Origin of the sequence: Paenibacillus violae, assembly GCF_032461945.1 — a bacterium.
In the GTDB taxonomy this organism is placed as follows: Bacteria; Bacillota; Bacilli; order Paenibacillales; family NBRC-103111; genus Paenibacillus_E; species Paenibacillus_E violae.
Genome location: NZ_JAWCUD010000005.1, coordinates 256,407 through 278,685 on the forward strand (window position 1 = coordinate 256,407; position 22,279 = coordinate 278,685).

Sequence of the window (22,279 nt, forward strand, 5' to 3'; positions counted from 1 at the left end):
CCCGACACGCGGTATGTCCTTTTCCTTTATCGGTAAGGAAGGGAAGTGTCCGTTATGGATAAAGTCATGTCCAATAAATCCATGATCGCTTTGTACGTCATTCCCTCGTTACTTCTGGTTGTGGCCCTGATCTACATGCCGATCGTCATGACGGGCTATTACGGATTAATGAAGTGGGACGGCGTCGGTAAAATGAGCTTTATCGGCTTGCAAAATTATATGGAGCTGCTTCGTGATGAGCTGTTCTGGAGCAGTGCGAAGCATTCTTTTCTGCTTGCTATTTTTTCAGCGTTGAGCTTGCTCGTCTACTTGTTGGTAGCGTTGGTGCTATCGGCCAATCTTCGTGGAGCCAATCTGTTTCGCAAAGTATACTTAATTCCGATGCTGCTGTCCTCAGTGGCAATTGCCCAACTATGGCTGAAAATTTTCCACCCGACGAACGGAATGCTAAATCATATCCTGACGTCGCTGGGGGTCCAGCATACACCTGAATGGCTCTCTAATCCATCGATTGTTCTTTATGCTATTTTTATCCCGATCCTGTGGCAGTACGCGGGATTCTATATTCTAATTTACTATGCCGCATTGAAAAATGTACCCAGTTCGCTGATAGAATCAGCGCGCATTGACGGCGCTAGCCCATGGCGAATTGCCCTATCCATTCGTATTCCTTTGATCGCCGAAGTCATGAAAGTGACCGTAGTTCTAGCGGTTGTAGGGTCGCTGAAATATTTTGACCTGATCTATGTGATGACAGGCGGCGGACCGAATGGTGCCAGCGAAGTTATGGCCTCCTACATGTACCGCAAGGCGTTCAAAGGCTACGATTTCGGCTACGCCAGCGCGATTGGCTTCTTCCTGTTGATCATCTGTCTCGTTGTGACATGGCTGATTCGCAAAGCAACGGCATCCAAAGATAACATCCAATATTCGTAACGAAAGGAGCTTGATTAGGGTGAATATCGAAATGATAGAGCGTCAAGCGCAGCCTCAAATCATGCGGAGCAAGCTGCCGGGACGGATTGGATATGGTGTTCTTTATGCCATTTTGACCATCGTTGCTGTGATTCAGGTCGTTCCTTTGTTGTGGCTTATGCTGTTTTCGTTAAAAAATAACGAAGAAATATTTAATCTGGCGCCAATGGCCTTTCCGGAACGGCTGCGCTGGGAAAATTACGAGAAGGTGTGGACGCAGGGCCATATCAATAATTACTTTTTCAACAGTGTCTGGATGACAGTGGTTTCTGTAGCGATTACGGTGTTGTTGGCCAGCCTGGTCACCTTCGCATTAACGCGGATGAAGTGGAAGCTGCAATCGTTCGTGCTTGGCCTGTTCATGGTCGGATTGATGATCCCCGTGCACTCGACGCTGATCCCGCTGTTCAGTTTTTTCACTAAAACACATCTGACCAACCACCCGTTGTCCATCATCCTGTCGTACATCTCGTTCAATCTGCCGATTACGATTATGATCATGCTAGGATTCTACTACACACTGCCTCGTGAGGTGGAAGAAGCGGCTGTCATGGATGGGTGCTCGGTGAACCGCATGTTCTTCAGCATCACGCTGCCGATGACCGTATCGGTGCTTTCCACGGCTGTTATTATCAATATGATCTACAATTGGAATGAGTTTATTTTCGTCAATACCTTCATTAGTTCCGAGAAATATAAAACGCTAACCGTCGGGGTGCAAAATTTCATCGGTCAATATACGACAGACTGGGGAGCTATCGGCGCTACGTTGATGATCAGTATTTTGCCGATTCTGCTGGCTTTCTTGCTGCTTAGCAATCGTATCGTGGAAGGTATTGCAGCTGGCTCAGTTAAAGGGTAATAAAATCATAGGATGTCCACTTTTGAAACTCTCGTCTATCGGGGGTTTATTTTTTTTGTGAAAAAGTGGACTTAACTAGGTACGGACAGATGTGACACTCTATGTTACAATAGGACAATGCAAAATTGACCCGCGGATGATACAACTAGATTCACAGGGTTCTGTAACTAGACATTGAAAGAAGGATTCGACTATGAAAAAAGGGCTCTGGTACGCCATTATTGCTTATATCGCATGGGGGTTGCTGCCTGTTTATTGGAGATCATTTGAGTCGCTGCTTGCTGGGGAAATCTTGGCACACCGCGTCATCTGGTCATTTGTATTTATGGGTCTGCTTCTATTGGTAGGGCGAGGCAAGATGGCGCAGCTCCGAAATATGTTTACAAACCGCAAGACTTTACTTGTGGTCGCGGCAAGCTCGATTCTGATTTCGTCCAACTGGCTGATTTTCATCTGGGCCGTCAACAACGGCCATGTCATTGAGACGAGTATCGGATATTACATTACCCCGTTGTTTAATGTCATGCTTGCCGTCCTGTTTCTACGTGAAAAGCCGAACTTTAGCCAGTGGATTGCCGTCGCTTTGGCGGGAGCCGGCGTTTTGGTAGCTACGATCGACTACGGTAGATTCCCGTGGGTATCCTTGTCGCTGGCGGCTTCGTTCGGCGTTTACAGCCTGGTGAAAAAGAAGGTGTCCTACGAAGCATCGGTTGGACTGGCTGGGGAAACCGCGTTCGTTTTTCCTATCGCTGTCGCTTATATCGTTTACTTGCATTTTACTCATCATGAAGCGGCTTGGTCGCTTCCTACTGTTTCGTTTGTGCTGCTTTTATTGTCAGGCGCGGTAACGGCTTTGCCTTTGCTGTGGTTTGCCAAAGCAGCGGCGCGGCTTCCGTTATCGATGCTGGGCTTCATCCAATACATCGGACCTTCGATTACGCTGCTGCTCAGCATATTTGTGTTTAAGGAGAAGTTTTCGCCGGTGCTGTTTATCAGCTTCTCGCTGATCTGGGCGGCGCTCATCGTCTACGCCTTGGCGTCGATGCGGGTGGCTAGGACGAACGCTGCTACTACTGCTGCTGCTTCGGCTGCGGAGGCAGGGTAAGCGGATGTTGCAGTAGCAGGAAGATTTGATTACTTGGAGTAGCCAGTTTAGCCGGAGCGTGAAGTAGCGGTTGACGTGCAGTGTTACTTGGAGCAGCTAAAATAGATGGAAATTGTCCAGTTATTTCCTATATTTCGGTTTGACCCGGCGATATAACTGGAAAAACTCCAGTTATATCGGTTGTTTCGCTCGCACGAAAGCAATTTCGAGCGAATTAAATGGAGGTTGTCCACTTATTCACCTGGAAAACGAAGATTTGAATAAATTAGCGGTGGTTTTTCCAGCTAATTTATTAGAGCCCCCTCACCAGCGGTGAGTTGGCCAAGCCAAACCGCCAAAACGGAATAAAGGGCTATCCCACAAGTCTAACTAGAAGACTTGCACGGATAGCCCTTTATTTTTTTCTTTGGAGCAATCAGTTAGATTGGAATTTAATTTTACCGTGGTAAATAAACATTGAAATAAAATTTCTTGATTGGCGACTAGGAATCCGTTAGGATAGGAGAAGATCATCTTGTATTTTCAAAAAAATATTCGTATGATATTAGTAATTTTAGCTCAGATAATATATGGCGAGTAGGGAAGAGCGATGGCAATTAACGATAACATTTTGATCAAAATTCGGGATATGAAAGAAAGTCTTACGCCTGTAGAGAAACTGGTGGCCGAGTATATCTTAGAGAACTTGGAAGAGATTCCTCACTTATCGATTAAGAGTCTCGCACAGTTGACGAAAACGAGCGACGCATCGGTGCTGCGGTTCTGCAAAACGATGGGTTACAAAGGTTACCGTAATTTTATCGTCAGCATCTCTGCTTCAATTGGCTCTATGGATGATGAGCAGAAGGATCAATATACCGATATCCAGCCTGGGGATGATCTTTCGATTATTATCTCTAATATTTCCCGCAACAATAGTAAATCAATTGAAGATACCTTAAGTGTGATTGATAAAAATGAAATCGCCCGTGCGGTGAAGGTGCTGCGCGAGAGTGGCCGCATTGTTTTCTTTGGGATTGGTGCATCCGGATTGGTGTGCATCGACGCGGAGCAGAAGTTTTCGCGGATTAACAAGATGTGCCATAGCTACACAGACGGACACAGCCAACTCACCAATGCAACACTTCTTGATAAATCAGATGTAGCTATCTTTATTTCAAACTCCGGCAGCACCATTGAAATTATAGAGTCGCTGGACATTGTCAAAAAGAATGGCGCGACCGTCATCGCGATTACGAAATATAATAAAAGCGAGTTAGCCGAAAAGGCGGACATCGTGCTCAGCATATCCACGCCTGAGGTTACGATCCGCAGTGGGGCGATGGGCTCGCGTATTGCCATGCTAACGGTAATTGATATTCTTTTTGCTGGAGTCGCCAGCGCAGAGTACAAAAAAGTGAAGAAATATTTGTCCAAAACACATGATATCATCGCCAGCAGCAAACACCGCAAATGAATAAGAAAGACAATGGCTAAGCATGATAAAGTCGTTGTCTTTTTTTTGTCGTTCACCAAAATAAAAATTCAAATTTTTTTTGTAAAATAAAATAAAATTTCAAAAAGTATTGACCATAGTGAAATTTTTCGCTAGTATGAATTTAGAAACTTAAAGAAACAGGATAGGAGGATGAGACAATGGATGAGTATCTGTCGGGGTTGACTACGGAAGAGATTAATGAGAAAACACAGATGATCGACGAATGTACAACAGAACAAATGTTACGTTTGATGAACGAGCAGGATGCGACAGTTCCCGCAGCCGTAGGAGCGGAGATTCCGCAGATTATGAAAGCGGTTGACATTTTGCATCATGCACTGAAAAATGGTGGCAGAATGTTCTACGTAGGGGCTGGATCTTCTGGCAGACTCGGTGTGCTCGACGCTTCTGAATGTCCTCCTACTTTTGGTGTAGATGCCATGCTGGTGCAAGGTCATATTGCTGGTGGGGATGTGGCCCTAAGATTTGCGGTTGAAGGATTTGAGGATAACGCAGAAGAGGGGGTCGCACTTATTGAGCGTTGCGGAGTGACTGACAAGGATGCGGTTATTGGGATTACAGCTAGTGGAAGTGCACAATTCGTTATTGCTGCTTTGAGAAAAGCGAAGGAAATTGGGGCTGCGACAATCGGTGTTGTAAATAACAAAAACTCAAAACTAGAACCTGTCTGTGACGTATGCATCGCGCCTGTCGTAGGGCCGGAAGTGATTATGGGATCCACCCGTTTGAAAGCGGGGACAGCACAGAAGCTGGTTCTAAATATGCTTACGACTTGTACGATGGTCAAATTAGGGAAGACTTATAACAACCTAATGGTTGACATGAAAGCAAGTAATATCAAATTGCGTGATCGTTCCGTACGGATTATTCGGGCGGCATCAGGCGTTGACGAGGCGACTGCGATGGCCCATTTGGAAGCTGCTTCCATGAACTGTAAACTAGCCATCATGATGATCAAAACAGGCATGAATGCCGCGGACGCTGAACAAGCCCTGCTGCAAAGTGAAGGCAGTTTGAAAAGAGCCATACGTACCTTTGTTCAAGTTGTGTAAATAACTGAAATTATTAGGAGGTCTGTTTTTCATGAAAAGAAAAATGCCCGTATTAGCATCCGTTGTAGCTTTAACAATGGCTTTAACCGCTTGTGGTGGCGCTTCAGGCACGAAAGAGTCGAGTTCACCGGCTGCATCAGCTCCAGCTGCAAGTGCTGGCGCTTCAACAGCTAAAGATACCATTACGGCACTTTTGCCGCCGGTTTCACCGAACTACCAAAAAACTTTCGAACAAATGTCCAAAGATTTTACTGCCTTATATCCAAACCTGACGTTGAAAATCGAACCGGCTAGCTGGGAAGATATGAAGCAGAAATTGGACACACAAGTGAATGCGGGCAGCCCGCCGGATATTGCATTCGGAGGCTCTGACGGTATCCCGAAATACGTGCAGCAAGGTTTGCTCATGGACATCACGGATACAGCAACTCCTGAAATGATTAATGATTATGACAAAGCTCCACTTGATTACATGAAAAATGGTAAAGGTCTTTACGGCTTCCCGGCGTACATGGAAGTACACGCATTGGGCGGAAATAAAGAGTTCCTAGAAAAAGCAGGAATCGACTGGAAAAAAGTACAGACAAACGGCTGGACGTATGACGAATTCCGTCAAGCGATCAAAAAAGGCGTAGTCACTGAAAATGGCAAAACGCGTTACGGTTTTGTGTTTGCGGTGAAAGGCGTTGCTGCTGTTGACTACTTGGGTATTATGGCGAAAAATGCCGGAATGCCGAACGCATTTGATAAAGATTTGAAATATGCATACACTAGCAAAAATTACTTGGGTCTACTTAAAGATCTTCGTCAACTGATTGATGACGGATCCATGCCGAAAGAGCTTAGCTCCGTAGATGCTGGTAAACGTTGGAACATGTTCTTGACAGGTCAAACGATGATCACAGGTAAAGGTCTTGCCGTGTTTGAGAACTCTGCAAAAGCAAACAATGCAAAACTAAAAGCTAATGATGCAAGTGCAGTAAAAGATTCCATCCCTGTTGATTATGTTGTATTGCCGGCTCCGACTTTCCAAGGTGCTAAACAATCCGCTGCTGCTGTCGTTGACGGTTACATGACGTTCCGCGGTAAAAAGGAACCAACTGCTGAGCACAAAGCAAACGTTGTAAAAGCAGCTTACTTCCTAGCTAGCGGTAAAAATGCGGCTACAACAAATAATGATTTGTTCTCCGCACATATCACACAAAGCGCTAAAAAAGCGGCTGAAAGCATGAAAATTGAGAGAAGCCCAGAGAACGTGGCAGCTGTTGACTATATGCTTAAAAATGCAACGCCAGCTCGTTCCGATATTCCAAGTGAACTAGGCGCTAAAGCGATTAAATTGGAAACGGAAGTTATCGTTCCTAAGTTCCAGGGTCTAATCGCAGGCGAAGTTACACCTGAAGCGATGTACGAAGCTGTGAAAACTGCCGCAATTGCTGCATTTGGTGCAGACGGCGTTGTTAAAGACTAATTAAAAACCGTACATTTCGGATAGTCGTGAAAGCAACTCACACGACTATCCGAACTATTTTAATCCGGGTTTTCTGAAACGGGGTTTGGGGGTTAGAGGAAATGGCAACGAATATCGCTAAACCGATAAAAAGAAGAGGAATCAAAGGAGAAGGTGTCTGGGGATATGCATTTATTGCCGTCGCTTTGGTTGTTTTTGCGATGTTCACCGCATACCCGGTTGTAAGTGCATTTATCATCAGTCTCCAGGAATACAAACCTCTTGGTTCCACTTATGTTGGATTCGCCAATTACGCTTCTTCATTAAAAGATCCTTTGTTCTGGCAAGCAATGCGCAATACGGTCGTCTATACGATACTGACCGTGCCAGTTAACTTGATCTTATCCATGGTGATCGCGATCTTGATTCTTCCGCTGAGGAAGAAAACACAAGGATTCTTCAAAGGTATTTATTATTTGCCTGTCGTAGCGTCCGGTGTTGCTTTATCTGTCGTATGGCTTTGGATCTTCGATCCGCTTGAGGGCGGGATTCTCAATCAACTGATTCATTTCTTCGGATTCAGCAATCAGAACTGGTTGGGGTCAAGTAAAACAGCCATGTTTTCTTTGGTCCTGATGTCTTGGCTATCCAGTCACGGCACAAGCATTATCATTTACCTGGCAGGACTTCTTGGCATTGATGATACGTTCTATGAAGCAGCGGAAATGGATGGCGCGAACTTCTTCCAGAAGCTGTGGTACATTGTTGTTCCTGCTTTGAAACCAGCTACGTTATTCCTTCTGGTAACGGGTGTTATCGGTTCTTTCCAAGTGTTCCAGAACGCTTACCTGATGACCGGCGGTGGCCCGAACAATGCGACAACGATGGTTGGCCTACTGATTTTCAATAATGCGTTTACTTATTTTGAATTCGGTAAAGCCGCGGCACAATCGCTGATTCTAGCTGTTATTATTGCAGGGATTTCCGTTATTCAGTTCAAATTCGCAGGAAAAGATGTCGACTATTAAGAGAGGGGATGGATAAATAATGGCTTTATACAGCAATCATGCAGGCAAACCTAGAGTAAAAACCATTCGCAATTCAATCATTTTTATCGCCCTTCTCCTTTTTGCTTTGGCGACGATATTTCCAATCTATTTCATGGTCATTTCATCCTTTGCAGATCCGGTTGAGGCAGGAGCGGTGAACTACTCCATTTTACCAAGCAAGTTCACATTCGCTTCCTTCAAATATTTCTTTGATTATAGCGAGTATTCGTATCGGTGGATTCTGAACTCCCTGATCGTAGCAACTACAGTAATGGTATCCAACGTGATTTTCGCCAGTATGGCTGGATATGCATTTTCCAAACTTCGTTTTAAAGGGAGAGGCGTGCTGTTTGCGGTATTGCTTGTCTCCATGATGATTCCTTACCAAGTTACACAAGTTCCTTTGTATATTCTTGTTGTGAATGTGTTCAATCTGCAAAACACGTACAGCGCATTAATTATGCCGGGTATCGTTACGGTCTATAATATTTTTCTTGCTAAACAGTTTATGAGCAGCATCCCGAACGAGATTATGGAAAGTGCCAAAATCGAAGGGTGCAGCCAGTTCACGATCTATTGGAGAATTATTCTTCCTTTGTCCAAAACGGTACTTGCCGTCATGGCGATTCTAACGTTTATGGATAGCTGGAACACGTTCTTCTGGCCGCTTCTGGTCACCAATACGATGGATATGCAGACGATTCAACTGGGGCTCAAAAACTTCCGCTTCGCCAACACGACGTTTATCGCACCGATGATGGCAGGGGCTACGATCTCAGCACTACCGATGTTTATTCTTTTCTTCAGCTTGCAAAAGTACTTCTTAGAAGGTGTAACGGTTGGAGCGGTAAAAGGCTAATACAAGCCGGGCGTGGGGGAGGTATCACTTCAGCATGATTGTGTCTTGGGATCAACAGTATCGTCAGGCCGTTATTGATTTATGGAATGAAGAAGCCGTGAAGGATGGCTATAAGGAACTGACGGAAGAAACCTTTGAGCGTATTTTCACGGCCAATCCTTATTTTGATAGCGAAAATACCTTTGTGTTACTGGATCAAAATGAGGTCAAAGGCTTCGCCTGTGGCTGTACAGGGGATGATCTGCCGCTTGGGGAAGTGGGTGGATACATCACCTGCATCGTTTTGGCCGAAGGCTTCCAAACGAATCAGAATTATCAAGGCATGCTGGACGCTTTGGAACGTCGTTTCCAGCAATTGGGGAAAAAGCAAGGCGAGGTCTTATTTTTTAATCCGATGTTATTGCCATGGTATATACCTGGGACTCCAAAGCATGAGCATAACAATGCGCCAGGTGTGCCGATCGAGAGTAAATTGTATGCGTTTTTGCTGGAAGCAGGATATGTAGAACGCGCGAAAGAATGCGCGATGTATTTGAAGTTGGACGGTTTCACCATACCGGAGGATGTAAGAGCTAAGGAGCATAAGGCGTCAGCTGAAGGATACACGGTGGAATTGTTCGATTCGGAAAAGCATAACGGCGTTAAGGAAATGCTTAATGGCTTTAACAATCTTTTGTGGCAAAGGGAAATCGGGCAGTGCACGGCAGATGGTGTGCCAGTGGTCATTGCTGCATATAAAGACAAAGTCATCGGATTTGCAGGCCCGGTCATTCGTCAGGACAACGGACGCGGCTACTTTGCGGGCATCGGCGTGCTTCCTGAGCATGAGGGTCATGGGCTGGGCAGCCTGCTTTTTTTTAAGCTGTGCGAAGCATTCCGTTCAATTGGTACGGACTACATGTCGCTCTACACAGGCAGTACGAATCCGGCCATTCGCATTTATGAGAAGGCAGGTTTTACAACCGTCAAACAATTTTCTGTGATGAGAAGGGAGTTTGTGTAAATGAGCGAGCAAAAGTTAACGATATTAGCGATCGGCGGTCATGTTGGGGATGCCGAATTAACGGCTGGAGGCGTATTGGCAAGCCACTTCCTGAAAGGTGATCGCATTGCGACACTGGCGCTGACAGCAGGCGAACGCGGTGTTCCTGCAGGACAAGATATGGCGGAATATCGCGTGCAGAAAGTGAAAGAGGCGAAAACATTTGCCGAAATGCTGGGCGGGGAAGCTTTCGTCTTCGACGATATTCCAGACGGCGAGCTGCAGGATAACCAAGAGATGCGCTTCCGTGTATGCGATGTCATTCGTCAAGTTCGTCCAAACGTGATTATCACCCATTGGAAAAACAGCATGCACAAGGATCACATGACTACGCACCGCATCGTGAACGATGCCCGTTTTTTTGCTGCCTTGCCGACATTTGAACGGGAGCTTCCAGCCCATTTTGCTCAGAGATTGTATTATGCCGAGAACTGGGAAGATGCGGTCGACTACCGTCCGTACGTCTATGTCGATTATGATCAGGAAGCTTTCGATCTATGGGTCAAAGCCGTTTCCACGCATTGGTTCGTAACCGGCAGCAAGTCGTTCAAGTACTTGGAATACTACAAGCATTTGATGAGAGTCCGCGGGCTTGAGGCCAGAAAAGAATATGCACAAACGTTCATGATTCCAGAAGAAAATATGCGTGTGCTCAAAACTGAATTATAGAAAATCATCCGACCTCTACACGCAGCCGCTTATCACGAATATGGCTTGGGTAGAGGTTTTGTTCAATAAAAAGAAGCGAGCGAGGGGAAAGCTATGATTCTTAACGGGATTGATTGTATCGGGCAGTATGCTCATCTATTCAAAGGGAAACGGCTGGGGCTGATTACGGCGCCAACGGGATTGAACAAGGATTTTGTTTCTACGATTCAAATTTTGCACGAGAATTTCAACCTCACGGCCTTATTCTCTCCGGAGCATGGGGTGCGGGGAGATCAAGCCGCTGGCGCACTGGTAGAAACTTATTTGGACCCGATTACACAGGTGCCTGTACACAGCTTGTATCGCAAAGATTCCAAACGTTTGAGCCAAGAGATGCTGGATGAAGTCGATATGGTCGTCTATGATATTCAGGATGTAGGAACCCGCTATTATACGTTTATATATACAATGTTATATGCTTTGGAAGATTGTGCGAAAGCAGGGAAACCTTTTGTTATTCTCGACCGGATTAATCCTTTGGATGGCGTGACGGTGGAAGGTAATATTTTAAAACCGGAATATCAATCTTTTGTAGGCAATTACCCGCTTGCAGTCCGTTACGGGATGACCGTCGGAGAACTCGCCATGATGGCAAATGATCAGATGAACTGGCAGTGTGAGCTGCATGTGGTCCGCTGTGAAGGTTGGGAGCGAAACATGCTATTCCCCGAGACGGGTCAAGAGTGGATCATGCCTTCCCTAGGTCTTCCGCGATTTAGATCAGCTTTGCTATATCCGGGAACTTGCATCTTTGAAGGCACGAACTTGTCGGAAGGACGCGGGACAACAGTTCCGTTTGAAGCCATAGGGGCTCCGTTCATCGATGGGCAGAAGCTGGCGGATGAAATGAATGCCAAGAAACTGCCAGGCGTTGTTTTCCGGCCGGTCTATTTTAAACCGAGTTTCTCGAAGCATCAAGGAGAGTCCTGCAGCGGCGTTCAAATTCATGTATTGGATACTCGCGCTGTCCAGCCTCTTGAAACGGGGATTACCCTGCTCTACACGATCAAAAACAATTATGAAGAGTTTGCCTTCCTGCCTCCTTTCCGAGAAGGCTCCAGACCTTTCATGGATTTATTATGCGGAGACAATGTGTATCGACAAGACCATGTGAACGTTTCGGATCTGCTTCAGCAATTTGGTGAAGAGAGCAAGACGTTTGCGCAGATGAAACAACAGTATCATTTGTACAAATAGAATAAACGGAAGAAGTGATAAGTGACCCAATGACAAGATATGTAGCGGGGCTAGATGGCGGAGGTACCAAAACAGCGGTAAAAATAGCTGACGAGAGCGGCCAAGTGGTGCATAGCTTTGCATCTGGAGCGATTAACTATAATGGGCAAGATGCGGAGAGCATCAAGCGGAGTTTTCAGGACATTTTTCAAGGCATTAGCGATGCCTGCGGGGGACTGGAGCACTGTGAACAAATCGTAATTGGTGCAGCAGGGGTTAGCAATCCTAGTGTTACGTCCCGTTTGGAAGCGAATGTTAGAGAATGCGGCTATCAAGGGAACGTATACATCACAGGTGATCAGGAAACGGCGCTTTGCGGAGCGCATGATCGCGAGTACGGCATCATTTTAATTGCGGGAACAGGGTCTATTTGTTATGGCAAAAAAGAGGACGGGACGATTCACCGTGCCGGCGGGCTGGGACACCTCATCGATGATGAGGGCAGCGGTTACAGCATCGGCCGCGACCTGTTGTCTGCGCTCGTTCGAGCTAATGATGGAAGAATCGGGGAGACTGTCATTACTGGAATGGTCTACGAACAGCTTCAACTGACGAATGTTCAGCAGATCGTTGGTTTTGTCTATAACAAAGAGACAAACAAGAAGGATATCGCAGCCTTGGCGCCTATCCTGTCTAAGGCTTGCGAACAAGGGGACGAAACGGCGCTGGCTATTGCGGCTAAAAACGCTGCATCGCTTTTCGAGACGGTCGTTCCTGTCGTGGAAAAGCTGTCCTTGCAGCAAGGAAACCTTGCGATGGCCGGAAGTGTATTGCTGAATAATAGCCATGTGCGGGACGCATTTGTTCAGCTATTGTGTGAAAAATATCCGGATTTGACTTGTATTACGGCTAAAAAGGATGCGGCGAGCGGTGCCGTTTTGATGGCGCTGAATCGTTTGAAGAAATAGGCTGCGATAGAGATTGAGATAGACCGAGATAGACCGAGACAGAGAAAGACATAAAGAGTTAATTTTGAGGATAGAAGTTTTTTCAGCGAGGGAGAGGGATAAAGAATGAAAAAGATTCAGGACATGACGCTAAGAGAGAAAATCGGGCAGATGCTTCTTTGCGGTTTTGAAGGCACGGAAGCAACGGAGCAGCTCAAAGCGCTGATTGCTGAACACCATATTGGCGGTGTTATTTATTTTGCGCGTAACGTAGAACAAACTGGACAGGTGGCAGAGTTATCCGAGCAGCTGCAGCAAATCGCCGAGCAGTCGGACACGTTACCGCTATGGGTTTCCATCGACCAAGAGGGCGGAATGGTTGCCCGTATTACCGAAGGCGTTGCCTTGATGCCTGGGCAGATGGCGCTTGCGGCTGGAGCGATTGGGCCGGTAGAGGGAGCGAGAGTTGGCGTAAAAGATGCAGGCGACGCCGCTTATGAAGCTGCGTTCATTTCGGGGAAAGAGCTGAGAGCGCTTGGAATTAACTTGAACTTTGCTCCTGTGCTCGATGTGAATAATAATCCGGATAACCCGGTTATTGGTGTACGGTCATTCGGCGAGTCTGCAGAGCTTGTCGCTGAATTTGGACGACGTTCGGTGCAAGGCTTTCAGGACGCTAACGTTGTCGCGACAGCGAAACATTTCCCGGGACATGGCGATACGAGCGTTGACTCCCATTTGGATTTGCCTACGATCAAGCATGATCAAGAACGGATTCGTTCTTTGGAGCTTGTGCCGTTCATTCAAGCTATCGATGGCGGTGTCGATGCGATTATGTCATCGCACATTTATTTCCCGGCTTTTGAGTCCGAGAAGCTGCCTGCGACGCTTTCCAAGTCTGTGTTAACCGGACTGCTGCGAGAGGAGCTGGGCTACGAGGGCGTCGTGATGACAGACTGCATGGAGATGAATGCCATTGCCGAACATTATGGCACAGTTGCCGCCAGTGTTATGGCGATCGAAGCTGGGGCTGATCTTGTGCTCATCAGCCATAGGCTTGACCGCCAGATCGGCGCTATTGATGCGATCGAACAGGCTGTTAAAGAGGGGCGTCTGAGTGAAACGCGCATCGACGCGTCCGTGGAAAGGCTGCTCGCGCTCAAGGAGCGCCGCGGGTTGTTTGCACCGCAGACGGGCTCGGCGGCTGAAGTAGGGACCGCGGAGCATTGCGCGGTCGCCCAACGTCTCAGCGAAGCGAGCATCACGCTCGTCAAGGACGAGCAGGGATTACTGCCGCTGAAGCGTGTAAGAACGCTAGCGGTCACCGTGGCCGCAGCGGTATCGTCCGGCGTCGACGAAGCGTACGCCGGACCGGCAAGTCTGGGCGCAGCGCTTGCTGAGCGCGGCCTTGACGTGCTCGACCGTGTGCTGCCGCTGGCAGAGGTCGGTGGGTTGACGGGCTCGGTGCTGGCCGCAGCGGAAGAAGCGGAGCAGATCGTCATCGGGACGTACAACGCCCGATTCCATCCGGCGCAGGTCGAGCTGGTGCGCGCCCTGCAAGCACTCGGCAAGCCAGTAATCGTCGTCGCGCTGCGCGTGCCGTACGATTTGCTTGAGCTGCCGGAGGTTTCCACCTTCATCGCGGCTTACGAAAGCCGCCCGCTAGCGCTGCAAAGCACAGCCAAAGCTTTGCTGGGTGAGCTGGAGATGAAAGGCCGTCTGCCCGTCACGCTGGGCTTCGGATATCCAGCAGGTTGGAAATGGGAGGGCGGACTGTGATGCTCCGTTCCCTTTTGAATCAGACTTCGCTAACCGTAGCGGGCATCATGTCAGGCACTTCCCTGGACGGCATCGACGTTGCCATCGTCCGGATCGATGGTAGCGGAATTGATGCCAAAGTCAAACTGCTTCACTTCGAAAGCTTCTCCTATGAAGAGGAAGTACGCGAAAAGCTGAAGCAGTTATGCTCCATCGATCACTCGAATGTTGCCCTATTGTGCGGCATGAACTTTGCCATTGCCGAGCGATTTGCTGACGCGGTGGTGCAGACGGCTAAGGCCGCGGGAATGAACATGGAGGAGATCGATCTCATCTCCACCCATGGACAAACCGTGTGGCACATTCCGGTTGCGGATGAAGCCGATCCTTATCTGCCCAAATCAACGCTGCAAATCGGTGATTTGTCTGTCATCGCCAAACGGACCGGCCGTGTGGTTGTCGGCGACTTCCGCACCGCCGATATGGCGGTAGGAGGGCAAGGCGCTCCACTTGCGCCTTATGGGGATTTCATTATGTTCCGCGATGCGGCCAAAGGGCGCATCCTGCAAAACATCGGCGGCATAGGCAATTGCACCGCAATTCCGGCTCAGGGAACGACTGCGACGATGTCCGATGCCAGCAAACTCATTGCTTTCGATACGGGTCCGGGCAACATGATCATGGATCAAGTCGTCTACGAGTTGTCCGAAGGCCGGCTAACCTATGATGCGGATGGCGCATGGGCGGCTCGCGGTCAAGTCCACACCGAGCTGCTGGAGGAGATGCTGGCGCATCCTTACTTTGCGCAGCTTCCTCCGAAGACCACGGGGCGTGAGCTGTTCGGCAAAGCGTACACGGCTGCATGGCTCAAAATCGCATTGGATCGCGGACTCGCTCACGAAGATATCGTCGCTACAGCGACGGCGTTCACCGCGCATTCCATTGCTCGCGCTTATAAAGATTTTGTTCTGCCGCACTGCGCCATAGCGGAAGTTATCGTAAGCGGCGGCGGTGCGCGCAATCATACGCTGCTTAACATGATGCAGGAGCTGCTCCCTGAGCAAGCGATTCTCACCTCCGACGAGCTGGGCATCTCTGGCGACGCTAAGGAAGCCATCTTGTTCGCCCTGCTGGGGAACGATTTCATCCACGGCGTGCCGAACAATTTGCCGTCAGCGACAGGTGCAGAGCGCCTGACTGTCATGGGCAAGTTGGCTTTGCCTTAGGGCGGAGATGAAGCAGAGAAGATGCAAAAAGTACAGTAAATCCGAATCGATTTCCCTATAAAGAATGAAAACCTGCAAAACATACATCAAATATCGCGATTTCACGCCACTTTGGGCTGTGACGTGCATTTTTGATGTATCAAATGCAGGTTTTTATGTTTATGGCTATTTTTTTGTGGAATTGCTGTACTTTATGCAGTAAAGACGTTGCTGACTTTGTACCAAGTCGTGAAAAAGGGATGCATTTTAAGACCGAGCCTAACGGATAAAGCCAAGTCTAACGGACTGAGCTGCTTCTATTTGAGCGATTTAAGCTCAATATGAAATTTAGCGGACATGAGAGACGCTAATGAGCGTGAGATGGCCAGAATCGGCCAATAATCAAGTAAATAAAGGCTCTCAGGTCTGATAGCCTCTTGATATTGGTCGGAATAGCCAAATTAAGGGCTTAGGTGTCCGTTGCTATAGTACATAGTTTAGGCGGTAGGTGAGATGGTGGAGTGAGGCTTAATTTCCTATATTGTAGATAGCTCAGAATTTGCATTACTTGGGATATTAGTTGCGGTGGACGAGGGGGCATGTGCGATATGGAGTCAGTCTGATGCTGAAGCGGACGGAATATTGTGCGTGAGAGTAAGGAGTAGTGGAGAAGAAGGAATTGGTTGGAGTAGCTAGGGTAGTGAGGTTTAGTTTACTTTATTGTAGATAGCTCAGAATTTACGTTGCTCGGGGATATTAGTTGCGGTGGACGAGGGGCCATGTGCGATATGGTGTCAGTATGATGGTGATGCGGACGGAAGATTGTGCGTAAGAGTAAGGAGTAGTGGAGAAGAAGGAATGGGTTAGAGCAGCTAGGGTAGTGAGGTTTTGATTACTTTTTTGTAGATATCTCAGAATTTGCATTACTAAGGGATACTAGTCACATTGGAGCCCACAAAAAAACAGCCGGGAGAGCCCAATAGAGCGTCTCCCGGCTATTGCTATTTCACAGAGCTCACCTGCAGTAGGTGGGCTTCTTTGGTTTTATCAAAATGCGTCAAGGTGAAGAGGTAATCCCCCTTGTAATAGCTGTTCGTGTAGGTGCCATTCCCGGCACCGACCTCGGTTTCCATCACGACGTAGCCGGCTTCGTTAGGCTCGCCGCGTTTTTTGATGGTCTCGATGGCTGGCTGCAGCAGCGCCAAAGGCTTCGAGCCCCAAATGCTAAGCGAAGTAACAACCGCTTCCTTCGGGTTGCCCTTCGCTGGCTCTACCAGTAACGACAGCTGGTAGGCCGGATAGCTCAGCAGCAGCTTCACACCTGCCGTTGCTGCTGCCGCATCGCCCACCCCAGCGCCTACGGCAGCTGGCGTGGAAGCCCCAACGGCTGCTTCACCTGCACCGGCACTAGCACTAGCGCCAGTGTCAGCTGCAGCCGCAGCCCCCACGGAGGCGTCAACCGCCGCCTCCTGGCCCGCAAGCATGACGCTGGCATCCTGCAGCGTCACCTCCGCCGGTTTGCCCAGCAAGTCTTCGACTTTCTTGCTGGACAAACCGAGGAAGCCCTGCAGGCTAGCCTGGCCGCCTGCAAAAAAGCTCCGCAGAAGCGGCGCGCCGTCTGCATCAAACACAGTGCCAAGGCCGTCATAGACGCCGACCTTGAAATCGCCCTTGTAGACGAGTTTGCCCAGCTCGTCATACGCTTCTCCGGCGCCGTTCAAGGCGCCGCTCACATACGTGCCCTTGAAACGGGGCACGCCTTTCTCATCAAAGGCGGTGCCCTCGCCGCCGTACGTGCCGGCCAGGAACTGGCCTTTAAACTTCATCAGGCCGTTAGCGTAGTACTCGGTTCCGTCGCCGGAGTAGCTGCCGTTCTTAAAGCCGCCTTCATAAACGAGAAGGCCTTTGGTATCGAACAGCTTGCCAGCTCCGCTATACTGACCGGCTGCAAATTCCCCTTCATATTGGGCGATGCCGCCCGAAGAGAACAGCTTGCCCGCCCCATTGTAAAGGCCACCGTTAAACGCGCCTTCGTAAAGCAGATCGCCGCTTGGGGCAAACAATTTTCCGGCCCCGCCGTACTTGCCATTTTGAAATTCCCCGATATACAGGACTTTCTGATTGGGAGTATATAAGGTGCCGGCCCCGTTGTAGGCATCTCCCGCAAAAGCTCCTTTATACAGCAATGTACCTTGTTCGTCATAGAGAGAGCCGGCGCCTGATTTCTGCCCCTTTTCAAAATCGCCTTCGTAAGCGAGAACGCCGTTCTTGTGATAAAGCTTGCCTTTCCCCGCGTACAGCCCGTCAACTAGACCGCCTTCATAACGCGCCGCTTTCTCGGCACCCACTACTTTGCCATTCCCCGAGAAGCTAGTCAGCTTCGTGGTGTTCTCCTGCAGAACAGGAACCCGGTTCAACCATTTATTCACGATCGCAGGAGGGCGGATGAAGATAAAAAAGATCAGGACGAGAATCAATAAGGTGATGAAAAGCAGGAGCCTTTTGGAGACGTAGTAGGAGCCGATCAAAATATAGTTTTTTAACGAGGTCTCACGCGTTTGCAGCATGACTCTAAGAATCTGTTGAAACTTAATGATCGCTAGTTTGGGCAGTCTTCCAATGGTTTGAAAGGCTTTCATGACATGTCCGATGAAAGGTGCTACGACGGGCTTTAGCACTTTTTCAATGGTTTTGACCGGCTGAATCTCCAAATGATTTCACTCCTAAAAGGACGCTCGATTTTTTTATAAAAATGCGTTAAGGCACCTGAATGGTCATTTGTCCAGGCTGCTGAACTTGGATGACACCGCCCCAATTGCACATGCATTTGGAGGAGTTGTTCAGAGCCGGCATGTTAGCGACGAGCACCGTTGGTGATCCAGGAACCCAAGGAGCTGCCGTCACCGGTACGCAGGGCATGGGCGTCAGGACGCCGAATGCCGCCGCTGTTGCTGCGGCAACCATGGGATTGGCCATGGAATTACACATGCCGAACGGCAAAATGTTCACCATAGGCTTATTATCCATAATGTTTGCGATGGGCATTGCGGTCATTACCATATTCGCTGGCAGCACCATTAACGAACTGGGCGCAGCGCCGAAAGAACATTGCAGCATGGCACCGCCGCAGACAAGGTTCCCCATGGGATACCTCCTTTTATGTAACAAGTTATTTATGTAGCAGGATCCGATGCAGTTGTAGTTTCTGTTACTTTTATACTACTAGAAAAGCAGATAACCATCAATCTATTACTATATTCGATTCTTTTCGCTAAGTTTCTCCAAAAGATGGGTGCGAGAGTGAAAGAGATATTGTACTATAAAGGAAGAGTTGCAAGCGAGCGGAGGGATTCAGAGTGGCAGGGTTAAAAGCAGTAAGGCTGGGACTTGTAGTGCTGCTGTCGGCAGCGCCGGTTCTGGCAGCAGGGCCAAGCGTGGAAGCTGCATCGGTAAAAGCTTTAACCATGAAAGAAGCGATGGATCAAGGTGTGAAAATAAGTTCTGTACTGCGGGACGCCAGAACGGATATTTCAAAGAAAAAGCTGGAGCTGGAGCAAGCGCAGCATGCTGTGAAAAGTGAGGAAGCGAAGGCTTCCGGCCTTTTTGCCAAACCCCGGAATTTAAGTCAGGACCTAACGATACGTTTGAAGGTGCCTGAGGCCAGCAAGCAGCTGTATCTCGCACAGGAAACACTTCGACAATCGATAAATACGGTTCGGTTTGATGTGCAAAAAGCGTATTTAACGGCATATCAGGATGAAGCAGCGGAAGAGAACGCACGCAAGAAATGGGAGGACGCCAAAACGGCGTTGGATACGGTTAAAAAGAAGCGGAAATTCGGGCTTGCTGACAGTGCCGAGCAGGAGCAGGCGGAGAAGGCGCTGGAGAAGGCCGCATCCGTTTATAAACAAGCGCAATTAACGGCCAAAGCAAGTCGTTTGGCGCTGGGCAAGCTGCTTCAATTGGATATGGAAAATAAAGTTCAGCTTTCTTTTGAACCGGATTACGCGAATCTGGATCAGAAGCAGCTGCCGGCCTACATAACTAGCGGGCTCAAATCGACGGTCAGTCTGCTGAAAGATACGGAGGATCGGCGTTTGGCCGATCATAAACTAAGCACGACACGTGATCTGTACAGTTCCAAATTTGGCAGCAGCCGCATGAAGGTTATGGATGGTCTGTATAAGGCTAAGGATATCGACATGGATATGTTTCTGGCCAGCTATGAAACGACGTTGTCACAGGTGAAGAAAGATTGGGAAGGGTTTTTCCTTTTGCTCGGATTCATTCCGATTCCCAAATCTTTGCTTCAGGGGGAGTTTGATGGACTGCGTTACCTTGACGACCTGCGGGATGCGTTACCTATTGCTACCATGGAACAAAACAAAGCGGTTCTGCAGGAGAAGGAGAGCCGATCAGCGGTTATAGCAGCAGTGAGAGCTTCCTATATGGAAGCGAAGGGTGCGGAGGAAGGTTACGCGCAAGCTTTACGCGATAAGGATAGTGCCGTAAGCGCGCTGGATAAAGCAACTCAGAAGGTGAAACTCAGCTTGATGAAAACCGACGAGCTTGCGGCTTATAAAGAAGCGGTGAGCAAGGCAGATGAGCAAATTTTAATGGCGCAAATGAGCTATGAAACAGCGCTTGGCAAGCTGGACATCGACACGGGTGGGGCTGTTGCAAAAACGTTGAAGAAAGGCATCCTGCCTTATCAAAACCTGGATGACGGGCTCGCCGCCGTCAAGCCGCAAAATCCAAAGGCGCCTGCGGGCTCTTGGAAATTGAAGCCGGCCATTGGTCCGCTGCTCAGTGATTTTAGCGTGACCGTGAATAAAAAGCTCGGCGCCACCGATTACGCGTTGTTTACCAAAGATGGCCGAGCGATCGGTAAACGCACCAAGATGAATAAGGCTGTGCGACAATTAACGCTTAAACTTAGTCAGCTTGAGAACTTGAAGGTTGTGCTCTACGCGAAGGGGAAACCGATTGGGGAGCTGCTGCTGGAGGGCAAAGGAAATGCCGGACAGTTGGCGGCGGCAGATGAAGCCAAGGATGGCCCTGAAAATGGTGGAAATGGCGGAAGTTCGGTGGGAGACGGAACTACAAACGGCGAGAGCGCTTCTGGTGCTGACGAGGAAAAAGGGCTCGGTACCGTTATCATCGGTTCCTACAAGGTGCAGCTGGATGCGCTGACTCCTGAAGCCTATAATGCAGCTTCGGCAACGATGTCTTCATCGGGACAGGGGATCTTCTATAAAGCGGATGAGCCTGGAGCGGTCTGGTTCGGCATGGATAATGCCGTAGACCCGAGCGCGATAGCCGATCCGACGAGTTCCGCAGCGCTTTCACAGAAGGACGCGGAGGCTCTAAAAGTCACCGTGGAAATTGCGAAGCCTGGTGCTATCGCTTCTTTGCAAACGCCCGAACAGCTGCAGCAGCAGATTGACACGCTGAAGAAAGATATTGTGAAGCTGGAGGCGGCCAAGGAAGCGGCAGTTACGGATATGAAGCTGAGCGAGATCGCCGATTTGGCGGTCGAGATCAAGGATGCACAGGCCCAGCTCGGGATGCTGGAGGCGCTGCAGAAAGGCGACAGCCAGGCAGCTCTTCAGCAGATGGAGCTGGTGAACAACCCGGACGCGCTGATCGCAGCGCTGTCCGAGGAGACCGAGACACCACCGGGCTCGCCTGGTGGTGAAGTCCCCCCAGGCGGCACGACGCCTGGGAAGGAAGCGGCCAGCGAGGATGCGCTGGCCGAGCAGGCTGAGCTCCAGCAGACGAAGCTGGAGCAAGCCCTTGCCGCCGGCGAGCCGGTAGCTGCTGCAGCGGTACTGCAGCAGCTTCTGGCGACGCAGGCGCAGCTCGCGGATGCGCAAACGGGCGCATCCGAAGGACAGGCTTCGCTCGCAGAGGCGAAGCAGAAGCTGGAGGCTGCGCTGAAGCTGGCGCAGGCGCAGGGGGACACGGAGCGGGTCGCGACGCTGACCCGCTCGCTCGAAGCCGTCGCCGAGGCGGTGGCGACGGCGAAGAAGGACGCGCTGTTCGCGCAGCTTGACGCCGTGCAGGTGCTTGCGGCAGCGTTGCCGCAAGAGGCAAGCGTGCAGACGCAGCTTGAACAGCAGGTCACGAAGCTGCTGAAGGAGCTGCAGCAGCAAGAAAAGGCCAAGTATACGCCTGAGGAGCAGGCGGCCTTGGCCGATGTTTCAGCTGCATTGGCAGCCAGTGTTTCCGTTCAACCGCTTCCGGCAGAAAACGTGCTTTCTCCCAATATTTTCATCAAATTTGATGCTCCGCCTGTTATAATAAACGGGCAGGCATATTTACCTATAAGATCCGTATCAGAGTCGTTCGGTGCTGCTGTAGATTGGGACCAAGATACTCTCACGGTTACGGTCAGCACGGAATATAAGACGATCACGAGCCGTATCAGTGAAGACAAAGCTTATGTTGATGGGGATCCTGTGCAAATCGACGGACCGGCCTATCTGCTTGAGGGAAAGACTTATGTCCCATTAAGGTTCATAGCAGAATCCTTGGGTCTGCAAGTGGATTGGAACGCACCGACGCAAATCATTCAGATTTCAAATTAAGAG

17 protein-coding genes are annotated in these 22,279 nt (G+C 49.2%); 15 read left to right on the forward strand and 2 right to left on the reverse strand.

Annotated elements, in window-relative coordinates; translation table 11 throughout:
* Window positions 1-54 precede the first annotated feature (54 nt).
* From RQP52_RS17075 to RQP52_RS17140, 14 genes are all read left to right on the forward strand, one after another.
* Window positions 55-936 carry a carbohydrate ABC transporter permease gene (locus RQP52_RS17075; protein ID WP_127457874.1) on the forward strand — a complete coding sequence of 294 codons (882 nt, stop codon included), beginning with the start codon at window positions 55-57 and terminating at the stop codon, window positions 934-936.
* Window positions 937-967: 31 nt separating this feature from the next.
* The gene (locus tag RQP52_RS17080) at window positions 968-1,837 is read left to right on the forward strand and encodes a carbohydrate ABC transporter permease (RefSeq protein WP_315953121.1); all 870 of its coding nucleotides are present in this window, start codon (window positions 968-970) and stop codon (window positions 1,835-1,837) included.
* A 193-nt stretch (window positions 1,838-2,030) separates the two neighbouring features.
* Window positions 2,031-2,942 carry an EamA family transporter RarD gene (rarD, locus tag RQP52_RS17085; protein ID WP_315952998.1) on the forward strand — a complete coding sequence of 304 codons (912 nt, stop codon included), beginning with the start codon at window positions 2,031-2,033 and terminating at the stop codon, window positions 2,940-2,942.
* A gap of 589 nt (window positions 2,943-3,531) precedes the next feature.
* Window positions 3,532-4,398: a MurR/RpiR family transcriptional regulator gene (locus tag RQP52_RS17090; RefSeq protein ID WP_315952999.1), complete on the forward strand. Its 867-nt coding sequence runs from the start codon at window positions 3,532-3,534 to the stop codon at window positions 4,396-4,398.
* A gap of 179 nt (window positions 4,399-4,577) precedes the next feature.
* Window positions 4,578-5,492 (forward strand): N-acetylmuramic acid 6-phosphate etherase, encoded by a 915-nt coding sequence (murQ, locus tag RQP52_RS17095; protein ID WP_315953000.1) that lies wholly within the window; start codon window positions 4,578-4,580, stop codon window positions 5,490-5,492.
* 31 nt (window positions 5,493-5,523) lie between these two features.
* Window positions 5,524-6,963: an ABC transporter substrate-binding protein gene (locus RQP52_RS17100; protein ID WP_315953001.1), complete on the forward strand. Its 1,440-nt coding sequence runs from the start codon at window positions 5,524-5,526 to the stop codon at window positions 6,961-6,963.
* Between the two features lie 101 nt (window positions 6,964-7,064).
* Window positions 7,065-7,970: a carbohydrate ABC transporter permease gene (locus RQP52_RS17105; RefSeq protein WP_157317659.1), complete on the forward strand. Its 906-nt coding sequence runs from the start codon at window positions 7,065-7,067 to the stop codon at window positions 7,968-7,970.
* A 19-nt stretch (window positions 7,971-7,989) separates the two neighbouring features.
* Window positions 7,990-8,850 (forward strand): carbohydrate ABC transporter permease, encoded by an 861-nt coding sequence (locus RQP52_RS17110; protein WP_315953002.1) that lies wholly within the window; start codon window positions 7,990-7,992, stop codon window positions 8,848-8,850.
* A 34-nt stretch (window positions 8,851-8,884) separates the two neighbouring features.
* Window positions 8,885-9,853, forward strand: coding sequence for a GNAT family N-acetyltransferase (locus RQP52_RS17115; RefSeq protein ID WP_315953003.1), 969 nt, complete (start codon window positions 8,885-8,887; stop codon window positions 9,851-9,853).
* On the forward strand, window positions 9,854-10,561 hold the full coding sequence (locus tag RQP52_RS17120) for a PIG-L deacetylase family protein (protein ID WP_315953004.1): 708 nt from the start codon (window positions 9,854-9,856) through the stop codon (window positions 10,559-10,561).
* A gap of 93 nt (window positions 10,562-10,654) precedes the next feature.
* On the forward strand, window positions 10,655-11,797 hold the full coding sequence (locus RQP52_RS17125; RefSeq protein WP_315953005.1) for an exo-beta-N-acetylmuramidase NamZ family protein: 1,143 nt from the start codon (window positions 10,655-10,657) through the stop codon (window positions 11,795-11,797).
* Between the two features lie 29 nt (window positions 11,798-11,826).
* On the forward strand, window positions 11,827-12,744 hold the full coding sequence (locus tag RQP52_RS17130) for an N-acetylglucosamine kinase (RefSeq protein ID WP_315953006.1): 918 nt from the start codon (window positions 11,827-11,829) through the stop codon (window positions 12,742-12,744).
* A 105-nt stretch (window positions 12,745-12,849) separates the two neighbouring features.
* Complete coding sequence (gene nagZ, locus RQP52_RS17135) at window positions 12,850-14,502, forward strand: beta-N-acetylhexosaminidase (protein ID WP_315953007.1); 1,653 nt, start codon at window positions 12,850-12,852, stop codon at window positions 14,500-14,502.
* Window positions 14,502-15,707, forward strand: a complete 1,206-nt coding sequence (locus RQP52_RS17140) for an anhydro-N-acetylmuramic acid kinase (protein WP_315953122.1) — start codon at window positions 14,502-14,504, stop codon at window positions 15,705-15,707. Before nagZ ends, RQP52_RS17140 begins: the two co-directional genes overlap by 1 nt.
* A gap of 980 nt (window positions 15,708-16,687) precedes the next feature.
* Here the strand turns inward: RQP52_RS17140 and RQP52_RS17145 are convergent.
* Window positions 16,688-18,397 (reverse strand): MORN repeat-containing protein, encoded by a 1,710-nt coding sequence (locus RQP52_RS17145; protein ID WP_315953008.1) that lies wholly within the window; start codon window positions 18,395-18,397, stop codon window positions 16,688-16,690.
* Window positions 18,398-18,443: 46 nt separating this feature from the next.
* Entirely contained in the window at window positions 18,444-18,830 is a 387-nt protein-coding gene (locus RQP52_RS17150) for a DUF4280 domain-containing protein (RefSeq protein WP_315953009.1), read from the reverse strand.
* Window positions 18,831-19,042: 212 nt separating this feature from the next.
* Here RQP52_RS17150 and RQP52_RS17155 point away from each other — a divergent pair, with 212 nt between their 5' ends.
* Window positions 19,043-22,276 (forward strand): stalk domain-containing protein, encoded by a 3,234-nt coding sequence (locus RQP52_RS17155; protein ID WP_315953010.1) that lies wholly within the window; start codon window positions 19,043-19,045, stop codon window positions 22,274-22,276.
* Window positions 22,277-22,279 lie beyond the last annotated feature (3 nt).

Excerpts from the sequence above, each read along its gene's own strand:
- RQP52_RS17080 (WP_315953121.1), top strand. The coding sequence starts at position 968 with ATGATAGAGCGTCAAGCGCAGCCTCAAATCATGCGGAGCAAGCTGCCG.
- rarD (WP_315952998.1), top strand. The coding sequence starts at position 2,031 with ATGAAAAAAGGGCTCTGGTACGCCATTATTGCTTATATCGCATGGGGG.
- RQP52_RS17140 (WP_315953122.1), top strand. The coding sequence starts at position 14,502 with ATGCTCCGTTCCCTTTTGAATCAGACTTCGCTAACCGTAGCGGGCATC.
- RQP52_RS17120 (WP_315953004.1), top strand. The coding sequence starts at position 9,854 with ATGAGCGAGCAAAAGTTAACGATATTAGCGATCGGCGGTCATGTTGGG.
- RQP52_RS17090 (WP_315952999.1), top strand. The coding sequence starts at position 3,532 with ATGGCAATTAACGATAACATTTTGATCAAAATTCGGGATATGAAAGAA.
- RQP52_RS17115 (WP_315953003.1), top strand. The coding sequence starts at position 8,885 with ATGATTGTGTCTTGGGATCAACAGTATCGTCAGGCCGTTATTGATTTA.
- RQP52_RS17075 (WP_127457874.1), top strand. The coding sequence starts at position 55 with ATGGATAAAGTCATGTCCAATAAATCCATGATCGCTTTGTACGTCATT.
- RQP52_RS17130 (WP_315953006.1), top strand. The coding sequence starts at position 11,827 with ATGACAAGATATGTAGCGGGGCTAGATGGCGGAGGTACCAAAACAGCG.
- RQP52_RS17125 (WP_315953005.1), top strand. The coding sequence starts at position 10,655 with ATGATTCTTAACGGGATTGATTGTATCGGGCAGTATGCTCATCTATTC.
- murQ (WP_315953000.1), top strand. The coding sequence starts at position 4,578 with ATGGATGAGTATCTGTCGGGGTTGACTACGGAAGAGATTAATGAGAAA.
- RQP52_RS17100 (WP_315953001.1), top strand. The coding sequence starts at position 5,524 with ATGAAAAGAAAAATGCCCGTATTAGCATCCGTTGTAGCTTTAACAATG.
- RQP52_RS17150 (WP_315953009.1), bottom strand. The coding sequence starts at position 18,830 with ATGGGGAACCTTGTCTGCGGCGGTGCCATGCTGCAATGTTCTTTCGGC.
- RQP52_RS17110 (WP_315953002.1), top strand. The coding sequence starts at position 7,990 with ATGGCTTTATACAGCAATCATGCAGGCAAACCTAGAGTAAAAACCATT.
- RQP52_RS17105 (WP_157317659.1), top strand. The coding sequence starts at position 7,065 with ATGGCAACGAATATCGCTAAACCGATAAAAAGAAGAGGAATCAAAGGA.
- nagZ (WP_315953007.1), top strand. The coding sequence starts at position 12,850 with ATGAAAAAGATTCAGGACATGACGCTAAGAGAGAAAATCGGGCAGATG.